This is a genomic window from Pseudomonas sp. RAC1 (genome assembly GCF_030658255.1).
GTDB lineage: Bacteria > Pseudomonadota > Gammaproteobacteria > Pseudomonadales > Pseudomonadaceae > Aquipseudomonas > Aquipseudomonas boreofloridensis.
Genome location: NZ_JAUTXS020000025.1, coordinates 42,315 through 57,352, shown reverse-complemented (window position 1 = coordinate 57,352; position 15,038 = coordinate 42,315). Strand labels below are relative to the sequence as shown.

Annotated in this window: 11 protein-coding genes; 7 read left to right on the top strand and 4 right to left on the bottom strand. The window is 63.7% G+C overall.

What is annotated here, in order from left to right; all coding sequences use genetic code 11:
* Positions 1–380: 380 nt before the first annotated feature.
* Positions 381–1,445 carry a 3-deoxy-7-phosphoheptulonate synthase gene (locus Q7C30_RS07315; RefSeq protein ID WP_317871127.1) on the top strand — a complete coding sequence of 355 codons (1,065 nt, stop codon included), beginning with the start codon at positions 381–383 and terminating at the stop codon, positions 1,443–1,445.
* Positions 1,446–1,469: 24 nt separating this feature from the next.
* On the opposite strand, the gene Q7C30_RS07310 is transcribed toward Q7C30_RS07315, so the two are convergent.
* The 4 genes from Q7C30_RS07310 to Q7C30_RS07295 all read right to left on the bottom strand — a co-directional run bounded on the left by Q7C30_RS07310 (position 1,470) and on the right by Q7C30_RS07295 (position 9,408).
* Entirely contained in the window at positions 1,470–2,846 is a 1,377-nt protein-coding gene (locus Q7C30_RS07310) for a hypothetical protein (RefSeq protein ID WP_317871126.1), read from the bottom strand.
* 51 nt (positions 2,847–2,897) lie between these two features.
* Positions 2,898–4,298, bottom strand: a complete 1,401-nt coding sequence (locus tag Q7C30_RS07305; protein ID WP_317871125.1) for a hypothetical protein — start codon at positions 4,296–4,298, stop codon at positions 2,898–2,900.
* Between the two features lie 49 nt (positions 4,299–4,347).
* The gene (locus Q7C30_RS07300; RefSeq protein ID WP_317871124.1) at positions 4,348–5,217 is read right to left on the bottom strand and encodes an Ig-like domain-containing protein; all 870 of its coding nucleotides are present in this window, start codon (positions 5,215–5,217) and stop codon (positions 4,348–4,350) included.
* 63 nt (positions 5,218–5,280) lie between these two features.
* The gene (locus Q7C30_RS07295) at positions 5,281–9,408 is read right to left on the bottom strand and encodes a hypothetical protein (protein ID WP_317871123.1); all 4,128 of its coding nucleotides are present in this window, start codon (positions 9,406–9,408) and stop codon (positions 5,281–5,283) included.
* A 202-nt stretch (positions 9,409–9,610) separates the two neighbouring features.
* Between Q7C30_RS07295 and Q7C30_RS07290 the strand changes: the two genes are divergently transcribed.
* From Q7C30_RS07290 to Q7C30_RS07265, 6 genes are all read left to right on the top strand, one after another.
* Entirely contained in the window at positions 9,611–9,892 is a 282-nt protein-coding gene (locus tag Q7C30_RS07290; protein WP_029615238.1) for a peptidylprolyl isomerase, read from the top strand.
* 61 nt (positions 9,893–9,953) lie between these two features.
* Positions 9,954–11,780 carry an extracellular solute-binding protein gene (locus Q7C30_RS07285; protein WP_317871166.1) on the top strand — a complete coding sequence of 609 codons (1,827 nt, stop codon included), beginning with the start codon at positions 9,954–9,956 and terminating at the stop codon, positions 11,778–11,780.
* Positions 11,777–12,835 (top strand): microcin C ABC transporter permease YejB, encoded by a 1,059-nt coding sequence (yejB, locus tag Q7C30_RS07280; RefSeq protein ID WP_317871122.1) that lies wholly within the window; start codon positions 11,777–11,779, stop codon positions 12,833–12,835. Before Q7C30_RS07285 ends, yejB begins: the two co-directional genes overlap by 4 nt.
* Positions 12,835–13,851, top strand: a complete 1,017-nt coding sequence (locus Q7C30_RS07275) for an ABC transporter permease (protein WP_317871121.1) — start codon at positions 12,835–12,837, stop codon at positions 13,849–13,851. The genes yejB and Q7C30_RS07275 overlap by 1 nt, the downstream gene beginning before the upstream one ends.
* 39 nt (positions 13,852–13,890) lie before the next feature.
* Entirely contained in the window at positions 13,891–14,658 is a 768-nt protein-coding gene (gene hbdH / locus Q7C30_RS07270; RefSeq protein ID WP_317871120.1) for a 3-hydroxybutyrate dehydrogenase, read from the top strand.
* An 84-nt stretch (positions 14,659–14,742) separates the two neighbouring features.
* Positions 14,743–15,018, top strand: coding sequence for a peptidylprolyl isomerase (locus tag Q7C30_RS07265; RefSeq protein ID WP_039577991.1), 276 nt, complete (start codon positions 14,743–14,745; stop codon positions 15,016–15,018).
* Positions 15,019–15,038: the final 20 nt, after the last annotated feature.

Genomic DNA, 15,038 nt, shown 5'->3' with positions numbered 1-15,038 from the left:
ATGTCGCGGCCTGCTCCTATTTTGGGTATTGGTTTAGCCACTAGGCGCCGATACCCACCCGGCGCCCACCTTCGAGGGGCCGCCGAACATGAGACTACTCAAACCCCCGGTCGGCCCCCCGACCGGGGGTTTTGCGTTTAACGGCTTCTACATTCGTTCAGTACTTCTGAGGACAACACCATGAACTACGTCAGCTATCCCTACGCCTTCCCCCACGCCTGGCGATTTAGCCATTCCCGTTCGGGCCAGCCTGCCGCCTCCGTACGGACCCTGACCGGTGGCAATGCTGCACGCAACGCTCATCCGACAACCTGTCGAACACCTCGATAGGGCCGACGGCGCGGGCCCACACCCGCCGTCCGCCCAAGGAAAACCTCGCCATGCATTCTTCGAACCTCGCCCTGCCCCTGACCCAACCCGTTGCGGCCAACGCCGCCGTCAGCCAACGCCTACCCAGCCCGCACCTGCTCAAGCAGCAGATGCCGCTCTCCAGCGAACTCGCGCAACAGGTCCATGACCATCGCCAGGCCGTGCGCGCCATTCTCGACGGCCGCGACTCACGTCTGCTGGTGGTGGTCGGCCCCTGCTCGATCCACGACCCGCGCTCAGCCCTTGAGTACGCCGACCGCCTCGCCGCCCTGAGCCGTGAAGTAAGCGACCAGATGCTGCTGGTGATGCGCGCCTACGTCGAGAAACCACGGACCACCGTCGGCTGGAAAGGCCTCGCCTACGATCCGCACCTGGACGGCAGCGACGACATGCACGCCGGCATCGCCCTGTCGCGGGGCTTGATGCTGGGCATGCTCGAACGCGGTCTGCCGATCGCCACCGAACTGTTGCAGCCCATGGCTGCCGGCTACTTCGACGACCTGCTGAGCTGGGCCGCCATCGGCGCGCGTACCACCGAGTCGCAGATTCACCGGGAGATGGTCAGTGGCCTGGAACTGCCAGTCGGTTTCAAGAACGGCACCGATGGCGGCCTAGCCGTCGCCACCGACGCCATGCGCAGTGCCGTCGCGGGTCATCGTCATTTCGGCATGGACGCGCAGGGTCATCCCGCGATCATCGAGACCTTCGGCAATCCGGATACGCACCTGGTACTGCGTGGTGGGCACAAAGGCCCGAACTACGACGCCGACAGCCTTGCACTGGCCCGACAAGGCCTGGCCAAGGCCGGTTTGCAGGCTCGGATCATGGTCGATTGCAGCCACGCTAACAGCGGCAAGGACCCAGCGCGTCAGCCGGCGGTATTCGAGGACGTCCTGGATCAACGCCTGGCCGGCGACACCTCGATCATCGGCGTGATGATCGAGGGGCATCTGTTCGAGGGTTGCCAGACATTGGGCAAAGGCGCCTTGAAGTACGGGGTGTCGATCACCGATGGCTGCCTGGGTTGGGACAACACCGCCGAGCTGCTGCGCGATGCAGCCCGGCGATTGGCCTAAACGGGATGCCGCAGCCCGGGGCCATCAGCGGTTCTGATCTTCGGGCCGGAAGATGAAGATCGCACCGGCGCCGGCCGTCAGGTTCACCCGTATCACCGGCATGAAACGGCGTGTGGCACTGAAGTACTGGCGCTGGATCAGGCTCGCCTGGTCCTCGCGTCCGTTGACCGGGTAGTAGATCGCTTCGATGGGCAGTTTCTCGGGAATGTTCGGGGGCCAGGCGGCAATGATCATCTCGTTGTGCGCCCCTCCGTTGCTGCGCACGTCCACGTTAAGTTGAAACTGCGCAGCGTCGGGACGTGGCTCCATGCTGAAGGCACAGTTGCCTGCCCCAGTGTTGCCGTACCGTGCCCGCCACTGCGCCACCGTGGTGATGCCCTGCGACAGGCAACTGGCGCGGCAACTATTGGGTGTGGAACTGGTGCCCGCATTGGCCGGGTAAGCGCACCTGAGCGTCGCGGGCTGGGTCACTGGGTAGTCGGCAGGTTTAAAGATAAGGCCCGCCTGATTATTGGCCAGACGAACGGTGCCGACGTCCGCCCGCACATAGGAGAACGAAACACCATTACGGCCGACCGAGTTGGGCGAAGGATTCCACGCGCGGAAACTGTCGGCTGCGCCTGTGGCCCGGATCAATACGCCATTGCAGTAATACGCGGGGGTGTTATTGCGACAGCGCGTGGCAGTGTCGCGGTACCGGCCGTTCAACTGGTCAGCCAGCGTATAACCGCTGTAGAGCTGATCCTGCTGGTCGAAACCGAACGCGCTCGTAGCGCGAGTCGAATCCAGGCGCAACACCGGCAGCCACTGACGTGTACGCGAGAACCAGGCCTGCTGCGCACGCTGGGCCAACAGCAGCGCATCGGAACGCCCGGCGGGGTAATACAATGCCTCGATCGCCACCTGCGCGGGCTTCGTTTCGTCCCAGTTCGCCACGTACACCTGCGCTGCGTTCGGGCGCTGCCTGACCTGATAATCCTTGCCCTGCGCCCTGGCATCCAGATGGCTCATCAGCACGTAACCGACTTGGCCCTGCCCACCTCGAGGCGCCAGGTCAGCGCGCAGATACTCCAACTGCTCGGTACCGCGGGCGCGGGCTTCGATATCGTGCTCCCAGAAGATCGCGGCGCGACTGTCCAGCACTGGCTTGACCAGGACACCGCTGCAGGCGTAGTCCGGTTGATTGCGCACGCACCGAATCGGCGTGCTGGCCAGGCGGGCGTTGAGTCCTTGCGCCACGTCCAGCCCCTGATCGGCGGCAGCCTGAGCGAGCAGCGCCTGGCCCGCCATGCTTGAGGAAGCCGTGGTTTCGAGATCGGCCAGGGGCTGCAGCGCGTAGACAGGATGGAACGCCAGGCACAATGAAAGCAGCAGTGATCTGCCAAGGGTTGCGATAGTCATGACGGTGTCTCCACCTGTGCGGTGATCGATGGCTGAGAGGCGACGCCTTCGCTACTCGACGTTCTGGTCGTCGGGGTTGTAGGTCACTAGGCGGTTGGGCGGCGGTGTGGGGTTCAGGAACAGCACCGGTAAATACCGGCCGAGGGTGTCGCGCACGTACTCACGCTGGAAGACCTGGGCGCTCGCCCGGCCGTTGGCTGCCGAATAGATGAACGACTCCAGCGGTAACTGCGCCGCCACGTTCTGCGGCCACACGGCCATCATTAACTCATTCCAACCGTTGACGAAGCCCGTCTGGCGGTTGCGCAGATCGATCAGCACACGAAACGCCGCCGCATCGTTGCCGAAGGCGCACCCCGGATTGGTCCCGCTGCCGTACCTGGCGCGCCAAGCCGCTGTGGTGGTGATGCCCAGCGCTGCACATTGGCCGCGGAAGGTACAGGGATCGGCAGCGCCGCTGGTGGCGGCGTCCCGGGGATAGCCGCAGCGCAGGGTGAGCGGTTGCGTCACGGCGTAGCCTGACTCGCGCAGGATGAAACCTTGCGTGTGGTATGTCGTCGCGACGGACGTGTCCGCAGAGAACCAACTGAACGACACGCTGTTATTGCGCTGCGACCCCGGACTCGGGTTCCAAGTGCGATAGCGGCCGACGTCGGCGATGTTGGTGGTCCTGACCCAGACCCCCTGGCAGTAATAGCGCGCCCTGCCGTCAGGACAGGTGGCCGTCACCGTGGTGAAGCGCTGGTTGATCCGCTCAGCGATCAGATAGCCATCGTACAGCTGTTCGCTCTGATCGAAGCCGAACCTAGCACCAACACCGCCGCCGTAGCGCAGGATCGGCAGCCAGGCTGCTGTTGCCTTGAACCACTGCAGTTGTGAGCGCTGAGCCCGGAACAGGTCATTGGGAACGGCGGGATTGTAGTAGAGCGCCTCGATGGCGATCTGGTTGGGCTGTGCCGCATTCCAGTTGTTGACCTGAACCTCGCCGGGCCTGGGGCGTGCCTTGACCTCATAGGGCTTTCCGTTGGCCAGCGCATCGAACCGTGACATCAGTACATAACCGCCACGCCCTGGCAGCGCCCCCTGCTGGCGATCACTGCGCAGATAGACGAATGCCTCACTGCCTCGGGCATTGGCCTCGGCGTCATGCTCCCAGAAGCGGACCGCATGAGCAGCCGCCATGGGACGCACCAATACGCCACTGCAGGCATAGTCCGGCTGATTGCGTACACAGGCAGAAGGTGTACTGACCAGACGTTGGTTCAGCGTCGCGGCGATGGACAGCCCTTGCTCGACCGCCGCCGTGGCTGCAGCCAGCCGGGTCTCGGTGAGCACCTCGATCGAGTCAGAGGGGGCGACCAGCGCATGGCTGGGGGGTGACTGCAGACACGTCAGGACAAACAGCAGGCAGCAGGCCAGAGCGCTTGCCCTGGGCAGCATCGACTTTTTCATGGTGGCATTCCTCGTTGAATGCTGCTGGGTTGCGCCCAATCGTGTGCGATCAGTCGATACCTACTACCTGGCGCAAATTGTTTGCTTGAGTCGACTCAGCAGTGATCTTCAGCGTCACCGGATTCAAGGTGACAGCGGTACCCGCCCCCAGTGACTCCCCCCACAACGGCGCACGGGGGTCCAAGGCCTGCGGCAGGTCAGCCCCGTAATACTCGACCATCGCCCTGAAATCGCGCTCCTGGGGCATGGACATCCCCAGCGAATCGCACAGTTTTTTGGCGTTCTGCCAGGTCACGGCGCTGGTGGAGAGCACCTCGAGGCCTCTGATGCCGGTTACGGTCAGCGAGTACGACTGGGCGCCTTGCGGCGTCTGCGCGGTGATCGTGCTCTGGCCATTGCGCAGCAAGGTCACCCGACCTGCTTGGGTCACCGTTGCCACACTCGGGTCACTGCTGGTGTAGGCCGTGGCGCCGGGCAAGGCCCGTTCGTAGTACACGAACCCTGGCAGCGTTTTGGGCAGGCGGACTTGTCCGTTGGCATACAGCGGTCGGTAGAGATGCCTGCTCAGGTCGACCTGGTGGTCTCCGCTAAACCCTTGCTCCACTTCAAAGGCAATGCTGGGGCTGCTACCCGCTGCGGCCAGGGTGTAATAGATCGTCAGCCGATCAGCGACGTGGTCGAGGAATAACTGTTTGGGGATACGCAGCGTAACCGGCCGGCCGCTGGCGCCGATGGGCAGGTTCGCACTGGTGTACAGCCGTTGCCCGCTGCCCTCCATTTCCAGCACCAGGTTAAGCACATCACGCGCATGCGCTGCGCTCACAGTCATGACCACGGGCAGTCCGGTGCTCGGAATCTTCAGTGGATCGAGCTTGCCGTCCTGCACGAGGGCCACGGCCGGTACAGTTAGATCGTTCATGAACGCTCTCCAGATAAGCCGTCGCAGTGACGGCTAGAAAGTACACACGGCGTCGCAAATCGCTCAGGCCAGAGCGCGCAGGTCGTTGTCCGGGGCTACGGCATGGCCGCTGCCTGGGCGCCCGTAACGCAATGCGCGATTCAGTACGGCCTGCACCGATGCGCTGTTGCCACCGTTGGAGGGCTCGCCCCAGGTCACAGCACGCCCATCGGCCGTCAGGGCGGTGAAGCCCACGGTGTTGGCGTAGATCGCGCGGACTTGTGTCAGTTGTGCCTTTACGGCAGACGGAATCTGGCCTCCCCGATCCTTATCACCCCAGGCCACGACCGAGCCATCGCTGCACAGTGCCGCGAAGGCCCAGGTGCTGCCGGTGACCTGGACGATGTTAGACAGACGGGCGACCTCTGGGGGCAGAGTTCCTCCACTGTTCGGCGACCCCCACGTCACCACATGACCACCGCGCCGCCGCGCGCAGAACGAATACGCGTTGCTCGAGACCTCGACAATGTCGTCGAGCAAGGTGACCGCTGGCGGTACGTTTGCAGCCGAGCTGCCGCCCCAGACAACCACATGGCCGTCGTTGGTCAGCGCGCAAAAGGCTTCCTCAGACGCAGTCTCTAGCGACGCAATATCCCGGCGCGCTGCCAACTGGGCCGGCAGCGACCCGCCGGTCCCTGGGTTGCCCCAGGCAATCAGCGTTCCGTTCTGAAGGCGGGCGGCAAAAGCCGCGTAAGTACTCGCCAAATAGACGGGCCGCTGTTCAGGGCTGGAGGGCGGCGCCATCAGGCTCGCGGGCAAAGTGGCGCCGGCAGTCGCATCACCCCAGGCGACGAAGCTGCCATTGGCCCGTTCTGCGACGAAGCACCTGCGACCGCTGTAGATCTTCACAATGTCCGTGAGGTTGGCGAGCCCGGCCGGCAACGCCCCGCCAAGGTCGGCATTTCCCCAGCAGGCCAGCCGACCTTGCGGATTGCCGGGTGAAACCTGGACGCGTCCGGCAAACGCCATGACGTTGCCGCGCACGTCCAAGAACACTTTGTCGGCATCGGCTGCGTTGATCTGGCCGCCAAATCGAGTGTTACCCCACGTATGCACCTTGCCGTTACTCAGGCGCGCGGCGAACGCCCCGCGAGTGCTGCTCACTTCGACCACGGTGTTGATGTTCGCCAGCGCGCTGGGCAGGGCCCCGCCGTGGGTCGCCGCCCCCCAACTGCACAGGCTGAACAGCCCAGGCTTACTGGTGCTAAGCATGGCCACGAACGCAGCCCTCGTGTCAGCCGGCTTCTCGCCGGTCGACAACGCAATGCCAGTTCCGAGCACATTCGTGGTGTTCAGCCACACCGCATCGGTCGCTGTGCGGACCAGCAGCGGCCGGTGAGGTTGACGATCCAGCAGGCGGTAAGCGAGTCTGGACGTCTGGTCGCCCTCGTAGAGCCACTGCGCCAGAATAGGTTTGCCGGTGGCGGCGTTGAAAGCACTCACTACATGCGAGATGTGATTACAGCGGAAGGCACTGGCGCTGTACCTGGCCCCAAACACTTGCAGCGTGCCGCTACCCAGTTCGCTCTGAATGACGTAGCGCTGTCCGCCACCTTGCTCGACGGTCGCCGAGCCACTGCGCTTGATCTCGTAGCGCAGGTTCACCGCGCTGCCGTCCAGCGCCTCGATATACGCGGCAGGGATGTCGATATCCAGGGTTCGGTTGGCACGCTCGGGCGGTACCGTGACTTCGAGGTGTCGGGAGGCATTGGATGCCTCGTCTTCGAGCCAGATCGTAACTTTATCCGAAGCCTGGAGTTTGGCATCGGCGCCAATACGCACTGTGGCCTTGTCAGGAACATCACCTGGGTTCAAATGCCCATCGACGCCTTCGAGAAAGTAGGCTTGAGGCAATCCGCCTTTCTTGATGAAGATCGTACGGCTCAAGGAGCTGTCCACGGAACCGGAGAGGCGTGTCACCTCGTAGCGCACGTCCGCTTTGCCGCCCAAGTTGGCAATCACATAAGGGTATTCAATCACCAAGCCCTCGGGAGACACACCCTCTTCGATCACGACATCGTTGACAACGGTGACACCGCCAGGATTGGAGCCATCCCAGTAGACATCGACGAAATCGCCGACCTGCAATTGCACCGAGGCGGGAATGACAATCAATGCGCCATCGATCACGGCGCCCGGATCCAGGTTGTCCTCCTGAGCTGCCGGGATCTCGACAGGCTCCAGGTCAGTCACCTGCGACACGTCGATGACGAAGTCCAGGTAATCCGAATAGCGCTCCGTTTCCCCGGGCTCGGTCACGAAGTAGCGCACTTGTACAGAACCGCCGAAGTTAGCCATCAGTTGATCGTGAGGCACTTCGAATACCAAGGGTTCACCTGGCCAGACGACCGTGCTGTCGTCCCATGGCGGTCCCATCTCGGGTAGCCACTGAAGCGAGACATCCTGCATCTCGTTCATGTTGAGGAACGGGTCGATATGAATTTTCAGACCGTTGGCGAACTGCGGCAGGTTTGGATCGACGATGCCATTGATCAACTCAGGCTCCATTCGTGCCGCAGGCAGCGCCGCTTGGGGTTGGCCAACCTGGATGATCTGATGCTCGGAATAAAGAGGCAGCAACATGCCCCGGCGCTGGATCTGGTAACTCAGGTCCAGCTTCCCACCGTCAAGCGGGGCCAGGTACTTCAAGCCATCTGCGACTGGGAAGGTGAAAATCAGCCCCACATCCTTGGTGTTGACGACCTTGGTGAATTGTTCATAGAGCGCCGTCCCGTTGGCGCGTGTGCCCAACCACACCAAGGTCACCCGGTCACCGCGCTGCAGATCGGCGGCGACTGGAATCTGCACGGTCACCGACGTGAGCGAGGGGTCTACGTTGCCATCAGCATCGGCTTGGACCAACTCCGGCTTGATGGCCGAGCGCTGGAGGCCGGCGAACACCGCGAAATCCTTGCCAGAGACGAATCCGCGGGTAGTGAGGTTCTCGTACGATGCACTGGCGCGACCACCACGCAGCGGTAGCAGCGAGGCGCCACTGACGGCGAAGAACAAGGTACGCCCCAGCCGGCGGATAGGTTGTGCGGCCGTCGGCAGCGTCACATCCGGCCCTTGGGCAGGGCTGCCAGTCAAGGTCACACGGATGCTGTCACCCAGTTTAAAGCTGGGATGGACGGTATCGACCTCGACCTGCAAGTCGTTGCCGCCCAGTTGATCCAGATCGATGAGATAGCGTGGAACGGCCGTGGGGTCAGGGTTGGCGATATACGGCGAAGGCGTCAGATTGGCAACCAGCCGCACAGGCACTTCCACCTGCTGCGACCATCGTTCGGAAATATTGCCGACCTCGTCGATCACCCGATAGGCCAGCGCCATGCGCTCGCTGTTGCCCGCAGCGATCAGAGTCCGCTCATCGATCACCAAGTTGATGCCGTTAGTCACCTCGGCCATCGTTACCGTATGGGAGACCTTCTGCGTGCCCCAGGCAAACTCGACCTGATCGTACTGACGAATCCCGTCATAGGGTGGGATATGCACCTTGACGCCCTGGCGAGCATCGTCCGGTCCCACGAACCCTGAGGCGGGCACTTCCGGCACGAGCAACGACAAATCGCTTAGAGGCGTGATCTGACTGATGACGGTGAGTCGGGTCGATTCCTCGACGACACCCGAAACACGCTTGACCTGGTACCAGAGCTCGGTAGTCCCTTCCGGCACTTTGCTTGCCCTGACGAACAACGCGATGCGATTGCCCACGTCGCTTTGCGCGACCACCATCGAGGCCACCGAGACCCTGGAATCGTTCCAGAAGACCTCCACCCAGTCGCCGGGACGCATGTCGTCATAGGCCTGGAGGACGATCAACAAACCGCTCGGATTGTCGTAGACCAGTTTGCGATTGATACCGACTGCCAGCCGCGGCGCCGATTTCAAGCCCGAGATATGCCCAGGGATGTAGATCGCCGGCATGATGGGGGTCAGGGAGGAAGCACCCATCACCGACATGGTGCCCATGCCCTGGACGCCCATGCTCTGGACACCGGCAAGCTGGATCCCCATGCCGTGACCAGCCCTGCTCTGGATACCCATCGGTGGTGCGTCGTCTTCCTGGAAGCGCTGGTTGTACTGTTGGAGGATTTGGTCGAGGGTTTGCACGCCATCGGCGTCATGGTCGAAGTCTATGTCGTCTGTCATGGGAGTGCTCCTGATGTGAGGCAAGCCAACTGCAGGTCGGGTCAGCTGATTTCAGGGCACGGCAGCGAACGGCACAACTGGCAAAATTGTCAGGTAGGCGCTGCCAGGACGGGCTCGCAGGTGAAGCACGAGCACTGGGCACAGACACAGCGCGGCGCTATGCGGTAGTCTTGGGTTTTCTCTCACCCAAGGAAATCTTGTCATGGCACGTGCCACCGCCCGTCACATCCTCGTCAGCACCGAAGACAAGTGCAACGAACTCAAAGCCCAGATCGAAGCCGGTGCCGACTTCGGCGAAATTGCCAAGGCCAACTCCAGCTGCCCCTCCAGCCGCCAGGGCGGCGACCTGGGCTCGTTCGGCCCCGGTCAGATGGTCAAGGAATTCGATACCGTGGTGTTCAGCGCGCCGGTCAACACCGTGCAAGGTCCGGTGAAGACCCAGTTCGGCTATCACCTGCTGGAAGTGACCAGCCGCCAGGACTGACCCTCTCTTGTCCGCCCGCCCCTGCAGTGCCCTTGTGGGAGCGGGCGCCGCCTGCCCCCGTCTGGCCGTGTTGCTGGTCGGGGCCTGGCTGAGCACCGCCAGCCTCGCCGCCCCCTCGCACGCGTTGACCGTCTACGACGAAGCGCCTCGCTACCGCGCCGACTTTGCGCATTTCGATTACGTTGACCCGGACGCGCCCAAGGGCGGCAGTCTGCGCCGCTCGGCGCTCGAAATCGGCCAGTACGACCATGTCCTGCCCTTCATCGATGAAGGCACCGGGGTAAGTCAGGTCGATGGCTGGCTCTATGCGCCCTTGGCCGTGCGCTCGCTGGATGAGCCGTACACCGTCTATGGACTGATCGCCCGACGCCTGGAGCGCGGCCCTGACGATGCCTGGCTTCGGGTGGAGATCGATCCCCGCGCAACCTTTGCAGACGGTAAGCCGGTACGCGCCGAAGATGTACGCTTCACCTTCGAGCTGCTGATGAGCAAAGGTAGCCTCAAGTACCGCACCCAGTTCGCCGACGTGACCGCCGTCAGCGTCGAAGGTCCGCGCAGCGTGCGTTTCGATTTTCGCCAACCTCACGGTCGAACCCTGGCACTGGACCTGGCCAGCCTGCCGGTGCTGCCTGAACATGACTGGCAGACCCGCGACTTCGCCCACGGTGGCGGCTTCGACACGCCACTGGGCAGCGGCCCCTACCGCATCGCGCGCCTGGATAATGGCCGCAGCATCACCTTCGAGCGCGACCCCACCTGGTGGGCCCGCGATCTGCCCGTCAACCGCGGACGCTACAACTTCCAGCGCATCCGCGTGGAATACTTCGGCGACACCGAGGTGGCCCGCCAAGTGCTCAAAGGCGGCGGTTACGACTACAACCGCGAGTTTTCGGCCACCGGGTATACCCAAGGCTACAACGGTGCCGCACTGGCCGACGGTCGCCTGCAGCGCGCGCAACTGGGGCCGGACAAACCGCAAAGCGCCCAAGGCTTCGTGTTCAACCTGTCCAGGCCGATGTTCGCCGACCGCCGTGTGCGCCAGGCCCTGGCCCTGCTCTGGGATTTCGAGTGGAGCAACCGGCAGATGATGCGCAACCTCTACATCCGCCAGCAGAGCCTGTTCTCCAATACGCCCTTGGCCGCCCGCGAACTGCCCGATGTCGAAGAACTGAAGATCCTCGAACCCTTGCGCGGGCAGATCCCCGACCACGTGTTCACCCAGGTGTTCAAGGCACCGGTGACCGATGGCTCGGGCATCATCCGCCCGCAACAGTTGCACGCGCTGCAACTGCTGCAAGCCGCTGGCTGGCGCCCCGAGGGTGATCGCCTGGTCGATGCCGAAGGCACGCCGTTGAGTTTCACCTTCCTCAACGGCCAGGCCGGCCTGGAGCGCCTGCTGCTGCCCTGGAAGCGCAACCTGGCGCAGATCGGCATCGAGCTGAACATCCGCAACGTGGACTCGGCCCAATACGTCAACCGGCTCATGGCCCGCGACTACGACATGGTCATCACCGGCTATCCCGTCACCCTGTCGCCTGGGGCCGAGCAGTACAACTACTTCGGCTCCGCCGCCGCCCACGATCCCGGCTCGAACAACCTCATGGTGCTCCAGGATCCTGCCGTGGACCGGCTACTCGACGGCCTGGTCCACGCCTCGACCCAGGCCGACATGCAGCGCTACGCCCATGCGCTGGATCGGGTGCTGCAGTGGAATTATTACTGGATCCCCAACTACTACCCGCCGGGAAGCTCCACCGTCTGGTGGAATCGCTTCGGACTGCCCAAGGTGCAGGCCAGGTATGACGAGGGGCTGGACACCTGGTGGGAGGTCAGCCCAACGGCGCTGACCGATGCGCAGATGGCCGAGCGCTTGAAGGCGGCACCATGACCGGCTATCTGCTGCGGCGTCTGCTGCTGATCGTGCCCACGCTGCTGGCGATCCTGCTGGTGAATTTCGCCATCGTCCAGGCCGCCCCCGGCGGGCCTGTGGAGCAGGCCGTGGCCCGCCTGCAGGGCATCGGCGGCGGCGCGCCGGGGGCACGGGTCGAAGCGCTTCAAGGCCAGTCTCGCGCCAGCCGGGGCCTGGACCCGAAGATGATCGAGCAGATCAAACACCAGTACGGCTTCGACAAGAGTGCCCCCGAGCGGCTCTGGCTGATGCTCGGCCAGTACGCCAGGCTCGACTTCGGCCACAGCTTCTTTCGCGGCGCCAAGGTCACCGACCTGATTCTCGACAAGCTGCCAGTCACCCTGTCGCTGGGCCTGTGGGCCACGCTCATCACCTACCTGGTGTCAATCCCGCTGGGCATTGCCAAGGCCGTGCGCCATGGCAGCCGCTTCGACGCCTGGAGCAGTGTGCTGATCGTGGTCGGCTACGCCCTGCCCTCGTTTCTGTTCGCCCTGCTGCTGATCGTCCTGTTCGCCGGCGGCACCTCGCTGAACTGGTTTCCCGTACGCGGGCTGGTCTCCGAAGATTTCGAGCAACTGAGTCTGCTGGGCAAAGTCGCCGATTATTTCTGGCATCTGGTACTGCCGGTCGGCGCCCTGGTGATCGGCGGTTTCGCCACCCTGACGCTGCTGACCAAGAATGCGTTTCTCGACGAGATTTCCCGGCACTACGTGGTCACTGCCAGGGCCAAGGGCTTGAGCGAGCGCCGGGTGCTGTACGGCCATGTGCTGCGCAATGCCCTGCTGCTGATGGTGGCTGGCGTGCCGCAGGCCTTGATCAGCGTGTTCTTCGCCGGCTCCCTGCTGATCGAAGTGATCTTCTCCCTCGACGGCCTCGGGCGCCTGAGTTACGACGCGGCCGTGTCCCGGGATTACCCGGTGGTGTTCGGCACTTTGTTCATCTTCACCTTGGGCGGCCTGCTGATTCGCCTGATCGGCGACCTCTGCTACACGCTGCTCGACCCGCGGATTGACTTCGACGCGAGGGCGCACTGATGCTGTCGCCTATCGCCCGACGTCGCCTGCAACGTTTTCGCCGTAACCGCCTGGGCTGGGTGTCGCTGTGGCTGTTCGGCGCGATCCTGCTGCTGAGCCTGGGCGCCGAACTGGTCGCCAACGACAAACCACTGCTGCTCAGCTACCAGGGCGAGCTCTACAGTCCGGCACTCAAACGCTACACCGAGCAGCAGTTCGGCGGTGAACTGCCCTTCCAGCCCGATTACCGCAGCACTTACGTGCGCCGGCTGATCGAAGCCCAAGGCGGATGGATGCTGTTCGCCCCCATCCCCTTCAGCGCCGATACGCCCAACTACGACCTGCAGGTGCCCACGCCCAGTGCACCGAGCACGGTGAACTGGCTGGGGACCGACGACCAGGGCCGCGACGTGCTTGCGCGGGTACTGTACGGCACCCGGGTGTCGCTGCTGTTCGCCTTCGCGCTGACGCTGCTCAGCGTGCTGATCGGCGTCAGCGCCGGGGCCTTGCAGGGCTACCATGGAGGTTGGGTCGACCTGCTCGGCCAGCGACTGCTGGAGGTCTGGTCGGGGATGCCCGTGCTGTACCTGCTGATCATCCTTTCCGGCTTCGTCGAACCGGACTTCTGGTGGCTGCTGGGCATCCTGGCGCTGTTTTCCTGGCTCACGCTGGTGGATGTGGTGCGCGCCGAATTTCTCCGCGGCCGCAGCCTGGAATACGTCAAGGCCGCCCGCGCCCTGGGCCTGAGCGACACCCAGGTGATGCTCCGGCACATCCTGCCCAATGCCCTGAACGCGACGCTGACCTATATTCCCTTCATGCTCACCGGCGCCATCACCACCCTCACCGCCCTGGACTTCCTCGGCTTCGGCATGCCCGCCGGCAGCGCCTCCTTGGGCGAGCTGGTAACCCAGGGCAAGCAGCACCTGGAGGCGCCGTGGCTGGGCTTCACGGCATTCTTCGCACTGGCGACGATCCTTTCGCTGCTGGTGTTCATCGGCGATGCACTGCGCGAGGCATTCGACCCGCGACGCTGACCCGGTCCCCGTTCATCCGTTCGCTACCAGGAGTTGCACATGACGCTCGCAGGCAAGACAGCATTGGTCACCGGTTCCACCAGCGGTATCGGCCTGGGCATCGCCCAGGTGCTGGCGCGGGCGGGCGCGAACATTGTGCTCAACGGGTTCGGCGATCCACAGCCGGCCCTCGACGCGATCCGCGGCCATGGCGTGAAGGTCGGCCATCACGCAGCGGACCTTGCCGACGTGGCGCAGATCGAAGCGCTGTTCGCTTTCGCCGAGCATGAGTTCGGCGGCATCGACATTCTCGTCAACAACGCCGGAATCCAGCACGTCGCACCGGTTGAGGCGTTCCCGGTACAGCGCTGGGACCAGATCATCGCGCTCAATCTGTCGGCCGTGTTCCATGGCATTCGCCTGGCCCTGCCGGGCATGCGCGCGCGTGGCTGGGGGCGCATCATCAACATCGCCTCGGTGCACGGGCTGGTCGGCTCCACGGGCAAAAGCGCCTACGTCGCCGCCAAGCACGGCGTGGTCGGGCTGACCAAGGTCGTGGCGCTGGAGACGGCGACCACCTCTATCACCTGCAATGCCTTGTGCCCAGGCTTCGTGCTGACCCCGCTGGTGCAGCAACAGATCGACGCGCGTGCAGGGGATGGCGATCCACAGCAGGCCGAGCATGAACTGCTGGCCGAGAAGCAGCCTTCACGGGCCTTCGTGACCCCGCAGCAGTTGGGCGAATTGGCGCTGTTCCTGTGCAGCGAGGCTGGCAGCCAAGTGCGTGGCGCGGCCTGGAACGTCGATGGTGGGTGGTTGGCGCAGTGACAGGGAGCGCTGCGTATTGGGCAGGTCCGAAGCGACGTCATCAGGCATAATGCCCCCCTTTTTCGCCGCAGTTACAGGTACGCCATGAAAGCACAAGCCCGCCACATCCTGGTCAAGACCGCCGAAGAAGCCGAGCAGCTCAAGCAGCGCCTGGCCAAGGGCGAGGCATTCGACGTGCTGGCCAAGAAATTCTCCACCTGCCCTTCCGGCAAGCGCGGCGGCGACCTGGGCGAAGTGCGCCCAGGGCAGATGGTGGGCGCCATCGACCAGGTGATTTTCAAGAAACCGCTGCGGGTGGTGCACGGCCCGATCAAGAGCAAGTTCGGCTATCACCTGGTGCAGGTGTTCTACCGCGATTGAGGGGCTTCACGGAAGCGCGG

Bases quoted from the DNA above. Each gene is read 5' to 3' on its own strand.
- Q7C30_RS07315 (WP_317871127.1), top strand. From the start codon at position 381: ATGCATTCTTCGAACCTCGCCCTGCCCCTGACCCAACCCGTTGCGGCC.
- Q7C30_RS07300 (WP_317871124.1), bottom strand. From the start codon at position 5,217: ATGAACGATCTAACTGTACCGGCCGTGGCCCTCGTGCAGGACGGCAAG.
- Q7C30_RS07305 (WP_317871125.1), bottom strand. From the start codon at position 4,298: ATGAAAAAGTCGATGCTGCCCAGGGCAAGCGCTCTGGCCTGCTGCCTG.
- Q7C30_RS07295 (WP_317871123.1), bottom strand. From the start codon at position 9,408: ATGACAGACGACATAGACTTCGACCATGACGCCGATGGCGTGCAAACC.
- Q7C30_RS07275 (WP_317871121.1), top strand. From the start codon at position 12,835: ATGCTGTCGCCTATCGCCCGACGTCGCCTGCAACGTTTTCGCCGTAAC.
- Q7C30_RS07265 (WP_039577991.1), top strand. From the start codon at position 14,743: ATGAAAGCACAAGCCCGCCACATCCTGGTCAAGACCGCCGAAGAAGCC.
- Q7C30_RS07310 (WP_317871126.1), bottom strand. From the start codon at position 2,846: ATGACTATCGCAACCCTTGGCAGATCACTGCTGCTTTCATTGTGCCTG.
- hbdH (WP_317871120.1), top strand. From the start codon at position 13,891: ATGACGCTCGCAGGCAAGACAGCATTGGTCACCGGTTCCACCAGCGGT.
- yejB (WP_317871122.1), top strand. From the start codon at position 11,777: ATGACCGGCTATCTGCTGCGGCGTCTGCTGCTGATCGTGCCCACGCTG.
- Q7C30_RS07290 (WP_029615238.1), top strand. From the start codon at position 9,611: ATGGCACGTGCCACCGCCCGTCACATCCTCGTCAGCACCGAAGACAAG.